The sequence below is a fragment of the Streptomyces gilvus genome (assembly GCF_022513565.1).
Classification (GTDB): Bacteria; Actinomycetota; Actinomycetes; order Streptomycetales; family Streptomycetaceae; genus Streptomyces; species Streptomyces gilvus.
Genome location: NZ_JAKWBE010000026.1, coordinates 48,546 through 65,736 on the forward strand (window position 1 = coordinate 48,546; position 17,191 = coordinate 65,736).

At 72.2% G+C, this 17,191-nt stretch carries 12 protein-coding genes; 7 read left to right on the forward strand and 5 right to left on the reverse strand.

Going from position 1 to position 17,191, the window contains the following annotated elements:
• The first annotated feature begins 58 nt into the window (after positions 1-58).
• The 5 genes from MKW14_RS30965 (at position 59) to MKW14_RS30985 (ending at position 9,534) form a co-directional block, all read left to right on the forward strand.
• Complete coding sequence (locus MKW14_RS30965) at positions 59-1,654, forward strand: TIGR02677 family protein (protein ID WP_240868154.1); 1,596 nt, start codon at positions 59-61, stop codon at positions 1,652-1,654.
• Positions 1,651-2,880, forward strand: a complete 1,230-nt coding sequence (locus MKW14_RS30970; protein ID WP_240868157.1) for a TIGR02678 family protein — start codon at positions 1,651-1,653, stop codon at positions 2,878-2,880. The genes MKW14_RS30965 and MKW14_RS30970 overlap by 4 nt, the downstream gene beginning before the upstream one ends.
• A gap of 5 nt (positions 2,881-2,885) precedes the next feature.
• Positions 2,886-7,094: a TIGR02680 family protein gene (locus MKW14_RS30975; protein WP_240868160.1), complete on the forward strand. Its 4,209-nt coding sequence runs from the start codon at positions 2,886-2,888 to the stop codon at positions 7,092-7,094.
• Positions 7,091-8,386, forward strand: coding sequence for a TIGR02679 family protein (locus MKW14_RS30980; protein WP_308314654.1), 1,296 nt, complete (start codon positions 7,091-7,093; stop codon positions 8,384-8,386). The genes MKW14_RS30975 and MKW14_RS30980 overlap by 4 nt, the downstream gene beginning before the upstream one ends.
• A gap of 458 nt (positions 8,387-8,844) precedes the next feature.
• Positions 8,845-9,534: a DUF4142 domain-containing protein gene (locus MKW14_RS30985; RefSeq protein ID WP_240868313.1), complete on the forward strand. Its 690-nt coding sequence runs from the start codon at positions 8,845-8,847 to the stop codon at positions 9,532-9,534.
• 218 nt (positions 9,535-9,752) lie between these two features.
• Here MKW14_RS30985 and MKW14_RS30990 read toward each other — a convergent pair whose 3' ends face one another.
• The 3 genes from MKW14_RS30990 to MKW14_RS31000 all read right to left on the reverse strand — a co-directional run bounded on the left by MKW14_RS30990 (position 9,753) and on the right by MKW14_RS31000 (position 11,886).
• Positions 9,753-10,493 carry a hypothetical protein gene (locus MKW14_RS30990; protein ID WP_240868162.1) on the reverse strand — a complete coding sequence of 247 codons (741 nt, stop codon included), beginning with the start codon at positions 10,491-10,493 and terminating at the stop codon, positions 9,753-9,755.
• A gap of 651 nt (positions 10,494-11,144) precedes the next feature.
• Positions 11,145-11,543, reverse strand: coding sequence for a toxin-antitoxin system YwqK family antitoxin (locus MKW14_RS30995; RefSeq protein WP_240868163.1), 399 nt, complete (start codon positions 11,541-11,543; stop codon positions 11,145-11,147).
• On the reverse strand, positions 11,536-11,886 hold the full coding sequence (locus MKW14_RS31000) for a YwqJ-related putative deaminase (RefSeq protein ID WP_308314655.1): 351 nt from the start codon (positions 11,884-11,886) through the stop codon (positions 11,536-11,538). The genes MKW14_RS30995 and MKW14_RS31000 overlap by 8 nt, the downstream gene beginning before the upstream one ends.
• A 59-nt stretch (positions 11,887-11,945) precedes the next feature.
• Between MKW14_RS31000 and MKW14_RS31005 the strand changes: the two genes are divergently transcribed.
• Positions 11,946-12,818, forward strand: coding sequence for a hypothetical protein (locus MKW14_RS31005; protein WP_240868168.1), 873 nt, complete (start codon positions 11,946-11,948; stop codon positions 12,816-12,818).
• Between the two features lie 99 nt (positions 12,819-12,917).
• Here MKW14_RS31005 and MKW14_RS31010 read toward each other — a convergent pair whose 3' ends face one another.
• Positions 12,918-15,119, reverse strand: a complete 2,202-nt coding sequence (locus MKW14_RS31010; protein WP_240868171.1) for a DEAD/DEAH box helicase — start codon at positions 15,117-15,119, stop codon at positions 12,918-12,920.
• The gene (gene brxD / locus MKW14_RS31015; protein ID WP_240868174.1) at positions 15,119-16,468 is read right to left on the reverse strand and encodes a BREX system ATP-binding protein BrxD; all 1,350 of its coding nucleotides are present in this window, start codon (positions 16,466-16,468) and stop codon (positions 15,119-15,121) included. Before brxD ends, MKW14_RS31010 begins: the two co-directional genes overlap by 1 nt.
• Before the next feature lie 167 nt (positions 16,469-16,635).
• Here brxD and MKW14_RS31020 point away from each other — a divergent pair, with 167 nt between their 5' ends.
• Positions 16,636-17,151, forward strand: coding sequence for a hypothetical protein (locus tag MKW14_RS31020; RefSeq protein WP_240868177.1), 516 nt, complete (start codon positions 16,636-16,638; stop codon positions 17,149-17,151).
• The last annotated feature ends 40 nt before the right edge of the window (positions 17,152-17,191 follow it).

Here is a 17,191-nt window from a genome sequence, read left to right on the forward strand (position 1 = left end):
GCGTGACAACCAGGCCACGGTTCCCCGGGAGCCGGCCCGTCAGGGACAATGTCGAACGATGACCTCGACCCCTTCCGGACCGGCGCAGGCCGGGTATGCGCCCTTCGCTCACCTCACCGTCCCCAATGCCGCCCTCTACCGCCGAGTGATGGGCGCGTTCCTGTCCGCGAAGGAGCGCTTCGCGGTGCACCTGCGGCCCGAGGACGTGCACGCCGCGCTCGCGCCGGTACACCGGCCCGCCGAGCTGGACACGGTGGTCAAGGCGCTGGACAGCCTCGTGGAGTGGGGCAATCTGCGGGCGGATCCGGACACCTCCCGGGTCACCGCCGTCGAGGACTTCTACCGCAAACGCTTCATCTACCAGCTCACCCAGGCCGGCGAGGCCGCCGAGCTCGCGCTGTCCGCCTACGACGAGGCGCTGGGGCGGCGCGGCGCGCTGCAGGCGGTGGCGCTTCAGGACATCGTCACCCAGTTGCGGGCGCTGCTGGTCATAGCCGCCGAGCAGGAGGACGGCGAGCCGGACGCGGCCAAGGCACATCTGGCACTGTCCGCCCTGACCGGCCGCTTCGAGGCGCTCGCGGAGAACGCGCGGGCGTTCATGGGCTCCCTGCAGCGCACCATCGATCTGCATGACGTCGAGGTCGAGGTGTTCCTCGCCTACAAGGACCGGCTGATCCAGTACCTGGAGCGGTTCATCCAGGATCTGATCACCCTGGGCGGGCGGATCGCCCTGATCATCGGTGAGCTGGAGGAACGGGGCCGGGTCGGGGCGCTGCTGCGGCTGGCCGCGGCACGGGAGGCCGCCGATGCCGCCCCGGACGAGGCCGAGAGCGCCGAGGCGCAGGCGTACGCGCGGTGGGTGGCGAAGTGGTCGGGGCTCGCGGCCTGGTTCGTCTCGGCGGACGGGCGCGAGTCGCAGGCCCGTCTGCTGCGCGGACGCGCTCTCGGCGCGGTTCCACAGCTCCTCGCGGTCGTACGGCAGTTGAACGAGCGGCGGGCGGGCCGCTCGGACCGTTCGGCGGACTTTCGCACGCTGGCCCGCTGGTTCGCCGAGGCTCCTGACGACGCGGCACGCCACCGGCTGTGGCGGGCGGCGTTCGGCCTGTATCCCGCACGCCACCTCACCGTCGACGCCGACACCATCGAGCGGCGTGCCGCCCGCCCCGTGCCCGCCGCCACACCGTGGGCCGAGGCGGAACCGCTGCGGATCAGCCCGCAGTTGCGCCGCACCGGCAGCTACGAGCGGCGGGGCAGGACCCGCCGGGTGCAGGACCGGTCGCAGGACCGGCGGCGTCTGGCGGAGATCGCCGCCCGGCAGACGCAGGAGATCACCGCCGCCCGCGCCCGCCTCGCCACGGACGGCACGACGAGGCTGTCCGCCCTCGGCGAGCTCGACCCGCTCACCTTCGGCCTGTTCCTGCAACTGCTCGGCGACGCCCTGGCCACCTGGCGGCCCGGCATGACGGCCACCGTGGCGACCAGCAACGACGGCACGATGGAGATCCGGCTCTCCGCCCTGGCGGACGGAACCACGGCCGAGATCCGCACCCCCGGCGGCACCTTCCGCGGCCCCGACCACCTGGTCGAGATCACCGATCTCACCCGAAGCGGTCAGGTGCGCGCCGACGACACGTACACGGGAGGGGAGCGATGACCACGCCCCTGGGCGAGGTACTGGACGGCCGGCGCACCGCCGAGTTCCACAAGGCCGCCCGCGCCCTGCTCAAGGAGCCGCTGCTGCTCGCGCACGGCCCCTACGCGGACGATTTCCGGCTGGTGCGCCGACACGCCGGCGACCTGCGCGACTGGTTCGACCGCAACACCGGCTGGCCGCTGAGGGTGGACGCGGAGGCGGCGCGCCTGGGCCGGACCCCCGGCACCCTGGCCGACCCGACGCATCCGGCGCGCGAGGCCACCCGCACCCGCGCGCCCTTCACCCGCCGCCGCTATGTACTGCTGTGCCTGGCGCTGGCCGCACTGGAGCGGGGCGAGGCGCAGATCGCACTCGGCCGCCTCGCCGAGCAGGTGGTGCTCGATGCCGCCGATCCCCATCTGATCGCCGCCGGCATCGAGTTCACGTTGGAGCGGCGTGACGAGCGGCTGGATCTGGCGGCGGTGGTACGGCTGCTCATCCGCCACGGCGTGCTGCGGCGGGTCGCCGGGGACGAGGACGCCTATGTCAGCGGGGCGGGCGATGTGCTCTACGACGTCCAGCGCCGCGTTCTGGCCGGGTTGCTGGCCGCTCGCCGCGGCCCGTCGATGATCGCTGCCGAGGGTTTCGAGGAGCGGCTGACCGAGCTGACCGCCGAGAGCGCCCTGGACAGCGACGAACTGCGCTTCCGCGCCGTCCGTCAGCGGCTGACGCGGCGCCTGCTGGACGATCCGGTGCTGTACTACGCCGAGTTGAGCGACGAGGAACTCGTCTACCTCACCCGGCAGCGCGCCTTCATCACCGCCCGCATCACCGAACTGACGGGCCTGGTGGCGGAGGTCCGGGCCGAGGGCATCGCCATGGTCGACCCGCTGGACGACCTGACCGACGTGCGGATGCCCGAGCAGGGCACCCACGGACACGTCACCCTGCTGCTCGCCGAGCACCTGGCGGCCGCGCCCGACGCGGTCGGCCGCGGCGAGCTGGAACGCAGAGTGCGGGGACTGGCCGAAGAACACGGCGGGTTCTGGTCCAAGAGCGCCCGGCAGCCCGGTGCCGAAGGGGAGTTGGTCGACCAGGCCCTGGCCAAGTTGACCGCACTGGGCCTGGTCACCACCGCACCCGGTGGCGTCGTGCCGCTGCCGGCGCTGGCCCGCTACGCGGTCGGCGACACCGTCGTACGAGAGCCGGGGATTCCCGGTCCCCGCACCACGCAGCGAAAGGCGTGAGAGACGTGACCGCCCTGCCCACTCCCCCGCCCGGCCGGTGGCGGCCGTTGCGCATCGGCCTGGTCGACCTCTTCTACTACGACACCGAGGAGTTCTGGTTCCGCGACGGGCGGCTGTTGCTGCGCGGCAACAACGGCACCGGCAAGTCCAAGGTCCTCGCCCTGACCCTGCCCTTCCTCCTCGACGGCGACCTGTCGGCACGCCGGGTCGAGCCCGACGCCGACCCGGGCAAACGCATGGAGTGGAACCTGCTGCTGGGCGGGCAGCACCCGCACCCCGAGCGGCTGGGCTACACCTGGATCGAGTTCGGCCGCCATGACGAGGCCACCGGACAGGACCGCTTCCTCACCCTGGCCTGCGGGCTGAAGGCGGTCGCCGGGCGGGGCATCGCCCGGCACTGGTACGCCGTCACCGACCAGCGCGTCGGAGCGGAACTGAACCTGCTGGACGCCACCGGCACCGCGCTGTCCCGCGACCGGCTCGCGGACGCGGTCACCGGGCGCGGCATGGTCTACGACACGGCCACCGCCTACCGCAGGGCGGTCGACGAGGCGTTGTTCGGGCTCGGCGAGCAGCGCTACGCCGCCCTGGTGGACCTGCTCATCCAGCTGCGCCAGCCGCAGCTGTCGAAGCGGCCCAACGAGGCGGCCCTCTCCCGCGCGCTGACCGAGGCGCTGCCGCCCATGGACCAGGCGGTGATCGCCGACGTGGCCGAGGCCTTCCGGTCCCTGGACGAGGAGAAGGAGGAACTGCGGGCGGCCACCGAGGCAGAGCGCGCTGCCTCCGCCTTCCTGGACCACTACCGTCGCTACGCCCGCGTCGCCACCCGCCGCCGCGCCCGGCTGCCCCGGCACGAGCACGCGCGGTACGAGCAGCTGGGCCGCGACCTCGCGCAGGCCCAGGGCGAGCGGTCGCAGGCCGAGGAGGACCGCGCGGAGATCACGAAGCGGCTCGGGGAGCTGGAGGAGTCCGCCGCGCGGCTGAAGGCGCAGGAGGCCGCGCTGCGCGAGGGCCCGGAGATGCGCAGCGCCCGGGAGCTGGAGCAGGCGGCGGCCGACGCCCGCCGCACCGCTTCGGAGGTGGCCCGTGCCGAGGCGGACCGGGGGCAGGCCGCTCAGGCCCACACCCGTGCCCTGGACCGTCTGGAGAGCGCCGGCCGCCGGCTCGCGACGGCCGAACAGCAGGTGGCCGACACCCTCGCCCGCGAGCGGGAGGCGGCTTCGGCCGCCCGCCTCGACGGTGAGCTGCGCAGCGAGGGCGCACCGGAGCCCGAACTGCGCCGCGCGGCCGAGGAGTCGGTGGCGCGCAGGCGGCGCACCCTCGACCACGTCGAGGAGCTGGTCGCCCGCGCCGAGCAGGCCGCCGCCGAGCGGCGCGCCGCCGCACGCCGCCTGGACGAGGCGCAGACCGAGGCCGGACACACCGCCGAACGACAGGCGGGGGCGGAGGCGACGGCGGAGGAGGCGGGCCGGGCGCTGGTCGCCGCCGTACGCGAACACCTCGCAGCCTGCGAGGAGTTGACACCCCAGGATCCGGTGGGCCTCCTGGACGGCCTGCAGGACTGGGTCACGCACCTGCGGGGTCCTTCGCCCGCGCGCGTGCACACGGCCGACGCCCATCGCGCCCGGGCCGCGGACCTGGCCGACCGGGCGGCCGCCCTCGGCCAGCGGCTGACCGAACTGACCATGCGCCGCACCGAGACCGAACAGGAGCTGGCCGGCCTGGAGGCGGGCGGTCAGCGCGGCCCCACGCCACCCCACACCCGCACCCCCGGCCTGCGCGAGCAGACCCCCGGGGCGCCGCTGTGGCGTCTGGTCGACTTCCACGACCACGTCACCGCCGCCGAACGGGCGGGCCTGGAGGCGGCGTTGGAGTCCTCCGGTTTGCTGGACGCCTGGGTGCGCCCGGACGGCACCGTGCTGCAGGCCGACGGCCACGACGTCCTGCTGTCGCCGGGTGCCCCGCTGACCGGGAGCACGCTGGAGGCGGTGCTGCGACCGGCCGTGGACCACGGGGACGCCCGCGCCACGGCAGTGGGTGAGCAGACGGTGGCCGGCCTGCTGGCCGCCGTGGGCCTGGGCGTTGGCGGCCCCGGAGACACCTGGGTCTCGGTGGACGGCCACTTCCGCGTCGGCGCCCTGACCGGCAGCTGGTCGAAGCAGGCCGCCGTGTACGTGGGCGAAGGCGCCCGCGAGGAGGCACGCCGGGCCCGGATCGCCGCCCTGCGCGAGGAACTCGACACCCTGGCAGGGCAGGTGGAGCGACGGGAGGCCGAACGGACCGAGGTCGCCCGCCGCCGCCGTACCCTGGACGCCGAACTGGCCGCCGTTCCCGACGACGCCGACCTGCGCCACGCGCACGCACTGGCCGCGGCCGCCGCGGACGCCGCCCACCGGGCCCGCGCCCGCCAGGAGGAACGCTCCGCGGAGCTGGCCGCGGCAGCCGGGCAGGAAGCCGAGGCCGCCACCGACCTCACCGACACGGCGACCGCCGTGAACCTGCCCGCCGACCGGCCCGCGCTGGCCGCCGTCCGCCAGGCGCTGGCCGACTACACCGCCGTCCTGGCCGCCCTGTGGCCGGCCCTGCGCGAGCACGCCGATGCCGGGCGAGCGGTGGCCGACGAACGCGCGGAAGCCGAGCAGGCCGGCACCCGGGTGGCCGAACTGGCCCTGCGCGCCGAGGAGTCGGCACGCCTGGCGGCCGCCGCCGACGAACGCCACACCACCCTGCGCTCCACCGTCGGCGCCGCCGTCGCGGAGCTGGAGCAGCGCCTGGCCGCCACTGCCACGGCCCTGGCCGCCTGCGAGCTCGACCAGCGCCGCTCCCGGGAGGAGCACGCCGATGCCGGCCGGCGCGTCGGCCGGGCGGAGGGCCGTATCGAACAGCTGGAGAAGGACGTGACCGAGGCCGCCGCCTCCCGCGCCGAGGCGATCGCCGCCCTGCAGCGGTTCGCAGCCACCGGCCTGCTCACGGTCGCCCTGCCCGAGGTGGCCGTACCCCCACTGGACGACGGACCGTGGGCGGCCACCCCCTCCATCGCGCTCGCCCGCGCCGTCGAGGCGCAGCTGTCGGGCCCGTCCGGCACCGACGACTCCGACGGCGCCTGGGAACGGGTCCAGAAACGGCTCAGCGAGGAGTACAAGAAGCTCCAGGACGCCCTCTCCCGCGGCGGTCACAGCGCCACCGCCCGCATGGTCGAGGACGGCATGGTCGTCGACATCGTCTACCAGGGCCACCGACGGTCCGTGCCCGAACTGTCCGCGGCCCTCACCACGGAGGTCACCGAACTCGCGCGCATCCTGTCCGCGCACGAACGCGAGATCCTCGAAACCCACCTGCTCACCGAGGTCGCCGGCACCCTGCAGGAACTGATCGCCGCCGCCGAACGCCAAGTACGGGCCATGAACGCCGAACTGCAGGAGCGGCCCACCTCCACCGGCATGCGCCTGCGCCTGGTGTGGCGCCCCTCGCGCAAGGCGCCCACGGGCCTGGCCCAGGCGCGCGAACGCCTGCGCCAGTCCGCGGACGCCTGGGCGCCCGAGGACCGGGCGGCGGTCGGCGAGTTCCTGCAGACCGAGATCGCCCGTCGGCAGTCCGACGACACGGCGGGCAGCTGGCTGGAGGTCCTCACCGCGGCCCTCGACTACCGCGCCTGGCACGAGTTCGGCATCGAACGCCACCAGCACGGCACCTGGGTGCCGGCCACCGGCCCCGCATCCGGCGGCGAACGCGTCCTGGCCGTCTCCGTCCCCCTGTTCGCCGCCGCCTCCTCGCACTACGCCACGGCCGCCCCCGACGCCCCGCGCCTGGTCACCCTGGACGAGGCCTTCGCGGGCGTCGACGACGACTCGCGCGCCAAGTGCCTGGGCCTGCTGCACGCCTTCGACCTGGACGTGGTGATGACCAGCGAACGCGAATGGGCCTGCTATCCGCAGGTCCCGGGCATCGCCATCGCCCAGCTCTCGCGTGTCGACGAGATCGCGGCGGTGTTGGTGACGCGGTGGGAGTGGGACGGGGGTGAGCGCGTACGCGGCACCGAACCCGACCACCACCTGGCCACCGTCCCCGCCGCCCAGGCGCCGCCGCCCCTCGGCTCGACGCCGGCCGCGCCCGCGGAGGACACGGACTCCGGCCCGGTACCGACTCCCCTCGGCTCGACGCCCGCCGCGCCCGCGGAGGACACGGACTCCGGCCAGGATGCCCTGTGGCCGTGAACGGTCCCGAAGAGCCCACTCAGGTGGACAGGGATCCCGAAGAGCCCAGTCAGGTCAATAGGGATCCCGAACAGCCCAGCCATGTCGACGTCGATCGCCTCGCCCGCCTGCTCGGTGACCCCGACCTGACCTGGCTGGTCGAGCGCGTACGCCGCCGGATGGAACGCGACGAACCCCTCACCGGCCCGGTCTCGCTGACCGCTCCCACCACCGCCGAACGCGCAGCCGCCGAACGCCTGTTGGGCCGCGGCCCGGGCGCCGGACGCTCCCTGACGGTGCGCCTGGAGGCGGTGGACGCCGTACTGCGCCGCTCCGCCATCAGCCCCGGGGGCCTCGCCCCGGCGATCACCGCGCTCACGGGCCCGGTCACTTCAATCGCCGACGCACGCCGACGAGAAGCGGAAGCCTGGCAGGCCGCCTACACCCCACTCTCCGACGTAAGGCACGAACTGACCGCCTGGGCCGACCGGTTGCGTCACGACGGCCTCGTACGCCGTCTCGCCCGCACCCCACAAGCAGCGAAGACGTTGCTCACCAGCACGACCGCGGTCCTGCGGGAGCTACCCGCTGCCCCGGCGATCTCCTTGCCCGCCTTCGCGGCCAGGGTGCTCGGCGACGCCCACGCCCTCGACGACGGAACCCCGCTCGCCACCGTCGTCCTGTCCGCGGTGCGGGTGTTGACGGGCTTCCCGGACGGCAGCGGAGCCGAGTGGCGCCGCGAGGCCTGGGCCTCGGCCGGCCTCCTCCGAGACGCCCTCTCCTCCACGGTCCTCACCCTGGGCCTGCGCGGCACCCCGGCACTGGACTGGATGACGGACGCCGGAGAACCGGCCGTCCTGACCCTGCGCCAGCTCACGCACACACCACCGCGGACAGCACCTGCGGTGGTGTACGTGTGCGAGAACCCGACCGTCCTCGCCACCGCGGCCGACACCCACGGGCCGACCTGCCCGCCTTTGGTCTGCCTCCAGGGCCAGCCCTCGGCCGCCGCCCTCACCCTGCTCCGCCACCTGCACACCCACGGCTCCGCACTCCGCTACCACGGCGACTTCGACTGGGGCGGTCTGCGCATCGCCGACGCCTTGCTGCGACGGGTGCCGTGGCACCCCTGGCGCTACACGGCGACCGACTACCGTACGGCGGTCGCCGCGACGCCGCTCGCGCCGCCACTGACCGGCACACCGGCCGACGCGGCGTGGGATCCCGGGCTGTCCATGGCCCTGGCCGAACTCGGGGTGCGGATCGAGGAGGAGACGGTTCTGGACATCCTCCTGTCGGACCTCATGCGCTGAGCCGGGAGTGGCCCACGCCTGAGGTGGACGAATTCGCCGCCGGTCCCGACCGTCGGGCCCCCACCGCCCACGAGTTGGGGCGCGCCCGTGCGGTCGCCGACTGCGGTATCTCGTCGATGGAACGGCGGACGGCCTCCTCATCAGTTGGTGTCGTCGACGAGCCGGGAAGAACCAGAAGGTGCGGGAATGGACCTGGCCCTTCCCGGCCGCCGCTACATGATCGACGGCGAGGCAACCGACCCCCAGGGCCTAACGGCCCCTTCTCCGGCGGCAGTTGGGGCCGAACGGCCCCGCGGCCCGCCGGCCCCTCGCCGACCACTCGATCTCTTTGCCAACCCATGACGAGCCCAAGAGGTTCTTCAGGCGCCCACATCCGTATGTGCGGTGTGTGCGGGATCCGATGAACCGGATCAGGAGACACGGTGCTCGTTTCACGGAAGGCGGCGGGAACTCTCTTCATAGGTGGCGCGATCAGCTTCACCCTTGGTTCCCTCCTCTACCCCGCCATGCTCGGAGTCCAGAAGGTCAGCAGCGCACCCTCGCGGGTCCTCGCCCACCCGGCGACCGGCCCCCTGACGGCAGCCGACCGGGACTTCGTGGTCAAGGTGCGCGCGGCCGGCCTGTGGGAGTACCCCGTCGGCGAAAAGGCGTTGAAGAAGGGGACCACCAAGGCAGTCAGAAGCGCTGGAGAGCAGTTGGTCGCCGGGGACGCCGCGTTGGACGCCGCCTGCCGCAATGCCGCCGGCCAATTGGGCATCACGCTGCCCGACCAGCCGTCACCCCAACAGCAGGGCTTCGAGTCCCGCCTGAACGCCGAGAGCGGCAAGCAGTTCGACACGGACCTGGCCACCACCGTCCGCACGACGAACGGCCAGTTCCTCACCACGGTCGCAGCCGTCCGCACCACCACGAGGAACACACTGATCCGCGCCCTGGCCAACCAGGTCAACAACACCGTCCTGGACCACATCTCCGCCGTGGAGAAAACCGGCCTGGTCGACTTCACCCAGGTCCTCACCCAGGAGACCACCGCCCCCGACCTCCCGGCCCAGGACCTGACTCCACCGCCCCCGGCCGCAGGCCAGCCGCAGGTCGTCCTCACTCCACCGGCGAACAGCACGGTGTCACCGAGCCCGACGGTGGGATGAGGTGAGGCACCGGGGCGAGCCACCTCCGCCGGCCTGGCGGCCGTTGGGTTCGGCCCGGCCCCCCACCATCCCGAACGGCGCTACGCCAGGAGGCCGCGCTGCGCCAGAAGGCCGCGCTGCGCGACGGGCGCCGGAGCCCACCCACCCTCCATCCCTCCCCCGCACCCGGGATCCCCGAAGTGCTCCCGGCCTCCACCCTGATCACGCCATCCGAGAAGTCAGCCATCCCTTCCGGTGTTCGGGCTCGGCAGGAGCGTCCGGCGTGCCCAAAGGCCCAGCAGTACCGTGCCGCCGACCAGAAGCGGTACCGGGTCGGCAAGGGGGTCCAACACGAATCCGAGCACCGTGACGGTACAGACGGTGAGGACAATGAATGCGGCGGCGCCCTCCACGCCCAACCGCAGCGTCGGCCGACCGGTACCCAGGATGGTCGCGCCACCGGGTACCCAAGGGCCGAACGCCACCACCAGCAGCCCCGCGGTGACGCAGGCGTCGGCCAGTCGGGAAGACATCACCTCGGGGACATGCTGGCCGGCCCGCCACAGCCGCAGGGTGTCGCCGATCAACGTGAGAGACAGTCCGACGACCGCCACCCACACCGTGGCCTGCTGATCGCTCCGGACGAGACGGCGCAGAGCAACCAAGAACCCCAGGAAGGCGACTTCCGCCGCCCAGAGGACGCCAACCACTCCCGTCTCCAGATGCCAGCCTTCGCCGGCTCTTCGCAGCAGCAGCCATCCCGTCATGAACACGGACCCGGCTGCGACGATCCCGTCCAGCACGCGCAGCAGCCATATCTGCCGCCCCGTCCCGGCGTCGGCCGCGACCACCAGTCCGGCCATCCCCAGGCCGACCGCCATGGTCACTCCGGTGACCACCAGCCAACCGCGCGAGGTTCGCGCGCCCAGCCCCCACGCCAGGGGGTGGATCGACAACACGTTGACCGCGACCCGGTACACGCACCCGGTCCCGGCAGAGGCTGCCAACAGCAGCAGACGCGTCCGTACCCGGCCGCTCACCCCGCACGCGCGGAGCACCAAAGACACCGTCAACACCCAGCAGCCAACGGACGGACCGAAGCCCGCCATCCACGCGGACATACTTCCAACCGCCCACCACCCGGCGGCAGTCAGCGCCGTTCCCACGAGGCATGCCACACCGACCGCGACCCACACCGCCGCCCTGGTCCAACGGCAGCGGCCCGGCCGGGATCCGGGCACGTCCGGCGAGTTCCCCAAGCCCAACATCAGGTGCGCCTTTCAACCGGCACCCGCCCGCAGGACCTCCCCTGCAGCCGCCGTATCCCTTCGAAGACCGTAAAGGGCCCACCACCAGCACCGACAGGAAAGAACGGCTGATTCACTCGTACTGTGTACAGGGGAAAAACCCCGTGCCGCTCCGTCCCGCCCGGGACCAGGTCGCGCTCACCGTCCACGCCCGCCGGCCGGCTGAGGCTCCCCGGAACCTCATCGATGCCTCGGCACCTGGCGGCTCCTCAAGGAAGTCCCGGCCATCGAGAATCACCCGAGCCATCCCGAACCCTGACTGATTTCGCCGGCGGTTCGCATCACTTTTCACGCCGAAAAGAGAACAGATTTCCTTCCGTGGTTTCACCATTTGAAACGTTCCCTGAAGTCGGCCAAGGTGTTCCACAGCGGATCCGTGGGTTTCAGCTCGAAGGAGTCCGTCACCTCCCCGTCGGAGTCGCGCTCGACCTTGGACAGCAGGATTCCGTACTCGTACTCCTCCTCGAGCAGCACATGCCCCTCGGTGTCGTAGCAAACGCGCCTGCCGTGCAGGACGTTCTGACGGTACGTGGCCTCTTCGGACAGGCTCCCTTCCGCATGCCAATCGCGTGAGACGCCCTCCTGCCTGCCGTTCACGTAGCGGATCTCGGAGATCCGCCGGCCGTCCGACTCCTCGTATCCGATCCCCGTGAACAGCTTGCCCCGGTACGTGTAGATCAGATCCTCGTCGAAATCGAGGTCGTCGTCGGGAACCTCATTCAATTTCCCGTACCCCGTTCGTTATCTGCTGGCAGTTCTCGCACCGGATGATGCGTTGCCCCTTCAGCGTGCCCTTGAGCCGGACATTGTAGACAGTGAACTCTTCGAGGGTGGAGCCGGGACGAGCCAGCATCCCCTGGTTCAGGGCATTGATCTCGGAGTGGCTCCCGGGCACTCCCTTGAAGTCCGCGCCCTCGCCCTGGAAGTTGTCAATGCGGTCCTGGAGGACGGGGTGCAGCGGGCTGGGAATTCCCGTGTTCTGACCATAGGTGATCTCACCCGTCACGTTGTCCATGGCGCCGGTGAGCACGGTCGGCCGCTTCGTCGATCGCCTCGGGGGCAGCACCCGTCACCCGCTCGTCGCTCGCGCTACGGGACCGGGTGGGCAGTGGCGGCCAGGGCGAGGTGCATGCTCTTGCCGACGGTTCGCTGCTCTTCAAGGAGTACAAGGATCCGTCCAAGGTCAACAGCGGGGCCCTCGCCGACCTGGTGGCCTTTCGGCAGAGCCTCGGCGCGTCCGACCTCAGCCGCCTCGATTCGCTTGCCGCCTGGCCGCTGTGCCGGGTCATGGAGGGCGGCCGGACGCTGGGCTTTCTCATGCGGCGTGCCCCGTCGGAGATGACGTGGCGCACCGCCGCCGGGTCGACAAAGCTCCTCGAGCTCCAGTACCTGATCAGGCCGCCCAAGGTGGCCTGGCAGGAGGTGTCGCAGCCGACTCCGGAGAAGCGCAGGGCTCTTACTCTGGCCTGCGTGGAGGCCATCGGCTGGTTCCACAGCGCCGGGCTCGTCATCGGGGACATATCGCAGGCGAACGTCCTGTGGTCTCTCACTCCGGATACCGCCGTCCATTTCCTGGACTGCGACGGCTTCCGCCGTGTGGGGCGCGCAGCCGTACAGGCCCAGGCCGCCACTCCCGACTGGAACGATCCGCTGGTGCCTTCCACGGAGGCGACGGTGGACACGGACGCGTACAAGACGGCCCTCGTGGCGGCGCGGATCCTCACCCGGGACCCGTATGTCATGCCGGGGAAGGATCTGACGCTCGTCGCCGGTTGCCTGAACGACCGCCAGGACGCCGCCGTACGCAGGCTCTTCTCACAGGCCGCGGGCGAGCGCGGAACCCGTCCCCGGCCGAGCGAGTGGCAGACCGCGCTGAGCGACCGTGGCACCATCGCTCTCACCGCGGCTGCGCCCAGACCCCGGCCCGCCGTCGACCATACGGTCCTGGACGGTTTGCGCGACCGGACGCCGATCAATCTGCGGATACCCGGGCGGTAAAGGAGACATCCGGATCCGCCTCCCGGCGGAACGTCACAAGTCATGCACCCGCCGCACGAGTTCTCTCGCGCTGCCAGGGCATCTTCTTCGCTTCCCGATTCAGCCGGTGGACTGAAAGCGCACAGGTTCGCCAAGCACCGCGCGAGCGCTCTCGAAGTCGGCCAAGCGGGCCGCCACCGTAGCCACGGCGAGGCGTTCCGGGAGGGCGGTGGAGAACTTCAGGCCGCGTACGGCGCGGTGGTCCACGTCGGGCAGGACGAGGTTGTCGCCGACGTCCTCGCGGGCCGCGCGCCAGCCGGCCGGGGTGAGGTCCTCGCGCAGGCGCAGCCAGGCGTCGGTGGGTCGTTGCAGGGGGTCGGTGGCCGAGCGGAGGGTGGCGGCCAGGGTCGCGTTGGCGCGGTAGCCGGCCCAGGTCCACCAGCGCACGTCCTTGCCGACACGGGTCACGAGGGTGCCGCCCGGGTGCACGGTGTCAGGTGCGTCCATCTCGCGCTGTTCGGCCAGGCACGCCTGCGCGCGCCGGGTGAGGGAGACCGGCGGATCCGTGCCCAGCAGCACCTCGCGCATGGCGCGCGTCAGGGCGTACGACAGTCCGGCGACACCGCCGTTCATCCACTTGGCGACGCCGCCGCCGTCGGCGGGCTCGACGAAGACGCGTTTGCGCAGCCAGTCGATGTACGTGACCTGCCAGCTGCGTCCGCCGAGCAGCAACCGCCGTGGCCCGGGCCGTTCCTCGGTGAGCACGCTGGGGTCGGTGCGGCCGATCTCCGTGCGCCCGGACAGGACGGTGAACTGGGGCGGCGCGGTGAAGGAGGCGGTGAGTTCGATGAAGTGCCGCTTGCCGAAACGGCGTTCTGCCTCCGGGCCGACGAAGAGCATGCCGCCGTCGCTGTCGAGGAAGCCCTCCTCGGTGAGGTGGCGCAGGATGGGGGCGGCGGATCTGTCGAAGGGGGCGAGGCCGTTCCACTGCCGGTCCCACAACTGGTCGCCGAGTTTGTGCTGTTGCAGGGTGGCGGCGAGCAGTTGCTGGGCCACCAGGTGGCGCGGTTCGGGCGGGGGGACGACCGGTTCGACCCAGCCGCGGGACCACAGCAGCAGCAGGCCCGCCGCCTGCAGCAGCGTGTCCTTGCGGGTGGTGAGGAACAGGCAGTTGCGTACGGTGCCGGGGCGGCGGCCGGTGCGGCCGATGCGTTGCAGGAACGAGGCGACGGAGGCCGGTGAGTCGATCTGGATGACGCGGTCCAGGTCGCCGACGTCGATACCGAGTTCGAGGGTGGAGGTGGAGACGATGACGCAGTCGCGTGCCTCGGCGAAGGCCTGCTCGGAGCGGGTGCGTTCGTCGACGGAGAGGGAGGCGTGGGACAGGAAGACGGTCACCTCGCGGGCCCGGAGCGCGGCGCCCAGCTCCTCGACCTGGCGGCGGGAGTCGCAGAAGACGAGCCGTTTCTCTCCCCGGTGCAGTGCGGCGATGAGTTTGGCCGCGTTGTCGAGGGAACCGACGTAGTCGAGTTCCACCTCACCCGCGGGTCTGGGAAGTCGGGCGGTTGCGGCCTTGTCAGGATGGCCGGCTCCGTCTGAAGCGGGCGGCAGCTGCACTCCCGGGGCGACGACCTGTCCGGCACGGCTGTCGGCGCCCGCGCCCTGGAGCCAGTGCAGCAGCTGGGCGGGGTTCCCGACGGTCGCCGAGAGCCCGATGCGCTGGATGGGCCGTCCGGTGACCCGTTCCAGACGTTCGAGCACGGCGAGCAGGTGCCAGCCCCGGTCGTCGCCCGCGAAGGCGTGCACCTCGTCGACGACGACGGCCCGTACGCTGCCCAGCAGGCGCGCGTGGTCGGTCTTGACGCCGATCAGCATCGCCTCGAGCGACTCGGGCGTGGTCAGCAGGACGTCCGGCGCCTCGGCGCGGATGCGCTGCCTCTGCGACTCCTTGGTGTCGCCGTGCCAGAGTGCCGCGCGCCGCCCGAGCCACTGGGCGTAGGTGTCGACGCGGCTGACGAGGTTGTTGAGGAGCGCCTTGAGCGGGCACAGGTACAGCACGGACGTGCCGGTCCACCTCTGTCCGGCCATGGCCGACAGCAGCGGGAAGCAGGCCGCCTCGGTCTTGCCGCCCGCCGTCGGGGCCAGCAGTACGGCGTCCTGCCCGTCCATGAGGGGCGGGATCGCCGCCCGCTGGAGTGGCCGCAGGTCGGGCCAGCCGAGGGTGTTGACGATGTGGTGCAGGACGACGGGGTCGAGCCGGTCGAGTACGTCGCCCCCGCCCCCGCCCGTGCCCGTCCCGGCAGGACTGTCGGCGTCCGCCATCACAGCTCCAGGTCGATGTCGTCGGCCGACGCGGAGCCGCCGGAGACCGTGGCGGCGAGGTTGCGCTCCACGTCGGTGAGTTCGCTGCTCGCGACCGTCAGCCGGTAGTGCTGCCGGGGGTCGAAGTCGTCGAACTGGTCCACGCGGTCGAGCACGTCCCCGACGAGTTTCTTCAGGAACAGGCGGGGAGCCACCCCGACCTTGCCGCCCAGCGCCCCGCCGACGGCCCGCGCGAGGTCCGCGACGTAGGCGTCGTCGACGACCGTCCGCACGCGCTCGGGCGACACCGCGGCCTCCGCGTACAGGTCGCGGATGGTGGCGCCGAGGCCGACCAGTGACTCCTGGTTGAAGCCGGGCAGCCTGATCTGCACGGCGCGGGGGTTGTCGAAGCGCGGGTCGGTGGTGAAGTCGGTGGCGAGCCTCTGGGCGAGCGGGGCGAGGCGCTGCACGCCCTGCTGACCGTCGTAGAAGGCGGGCGTGCCGGTGATGACGAGGTACAGGCCCGGGAAGCGACCGGAGTGCACCTCGTCGATGAGCTGCCGCAGCGCGTTGAGCGCCTTGTCCCGGGCGTCCGACCGGACCCGCTGGAGCGTCTCCACCTCGTCGAGGACGACGAACAGCCCGGTGTGCCCGGAGTCCCGCAGCACGGTGAGGAGCCCCTGCAGGAAGCCCAGGGCACCGAAGTGGTCGAGGTCGCCGCGCACCCCGGCGGACCTGCGGGCGGAGGCCGCGACGTGTGGCTGGCCGCCGAGCCACGCCAGGACTGCCGCGGCGGTCGCCTCGTCGCCGTCCGCCAGCGCGGCCCGGTAGCCGCGCAGGGCGGTGGCGAAGGACGGGGCGTGCCGGGACACCTCGGCGAGCCGCGCGACGAGCAGCTTCTCCACCTCGCCCGGCAGCTCGTCCTCACTCGCCCCGGCAGCGAGGGCGTCCTCCTCCAGGGCGTAGAACCAGGCGTCCACGACCGGCCGCAGGGCACTGGGCGGGAAGCTGGAGGTGGTCAGACGCTCGGTGAGCCGCCGGTAGACCGTCTCCAGCCGGTGCAGCGGCGTCTCGTTCTCCGAGACCTGGATCTCGGCCACGGCGAAGTTGCGGCGCTTGGCCCGCTCCCCCAGCCAGCGGGTGAAGAACGTCTTGCCGGACCCGTACTCACCCCGCACCGCCTTGAACACGGAACCGCCGGACGCCACCGCGTCCAGTTCCGCGTCCAGGGCCCCTTCGAACCGGCCGAGTCCGGTGGCCAGCAGATCGAGTCCGCTCTCGGGCACGGCGCCGCGCCGCAGCGCGTCGATGACGGTACGGCGGCGGGCGGCGCTGACCTGGGCGGGGCGCTGGGAACCGGTGGTGCTCACGGCTACAGTGTTCCATTCCCTGGAGCGCTGTCGTACGGGGCCGGACAGGGAGGTGCAGTCGGTGACGCGGGGCATCGTCCGCCCTACGAAGATTCGGCACACCGACCGTCACTGAGCAGCCCGTAGCCCCATCCGGCCTGTCGCATCCGCGTGAGAGCATGCCGTGCATGACCGACCAAGCGCTGACGCGGGAGTTCCTCAAGGAGCGCGGTTTCTCCGGATTCGTCCCCTTCGCGAAGCTGACGGAGCACGGCGTGCCGCAGGAGGCCGGCACCTACGTCGTCATGCGCCCCTGTCTGTCCGCCCCGGAGTTTCTGGAGCGGAGTCCGGCTGGGCACTTCCAGGGTCGCGACCCCTCCGTGTCCCGCGAGGCGCTGGCTGATGCCTGGGTCGACGAAGCCACGCTGCTGTACGTCGGCAAGGCGACCATGGGCAAGAGCAGTCGGCGCGGAATCCGGAAGCGGCTCGACGAGTACCGGCGCCACGGCGCCGGCGAAGCGGTTGGCCACTGGGGTGGGCGCTACATCTGGCAGTTGGCCGACTCGGACTCGTTGCTGGTCGGATGGCGGCCGACGCCGGATCGAGATCCGGGCGAAGCCGAGACCCAGCTGATCACCGAGTTCATCGACATCCACGGGAAGCGTCCCTTCGCGAACCGAAACCGGGGCCGCCGCATCGAATAGCTTCAGGAGGGCCGTAAGCAACGGATACAGTGCGCAGGTG

Bases quoted from the DNA above. Each gene is read 5' to 3' on its own strand.
- MKW14_RS30965 (WP_240868154.1), top strand. From the start codon at position 59: ATGACCTCGACCCCTTCCGGACCGGCGCAGGCCGGGTATGCGCCCTTC.
- MKW14_RS30970 (WP_240868157.1), top strand. From the start codon at position 1,651: ATGACCACGCCCCTGGGCGAGGTACTGGACGGCCGGCGCACCGCCGAG.
- MKW14_RS31010 (WP_240868171.1), bottom strand. From the start codon at position 15,119: ATGGCGGACGCCGACAGTCCTGCCGGGACGGGCACGGGCGGGGGCGGG.
- MKW14_RS31020 (WP_240868177.1), top strand. From the start codon at position 16,636: ATGACCGACCAAGCGCTGACGCGGGAGTTCCTCAAGGAGCGCGGTTTC.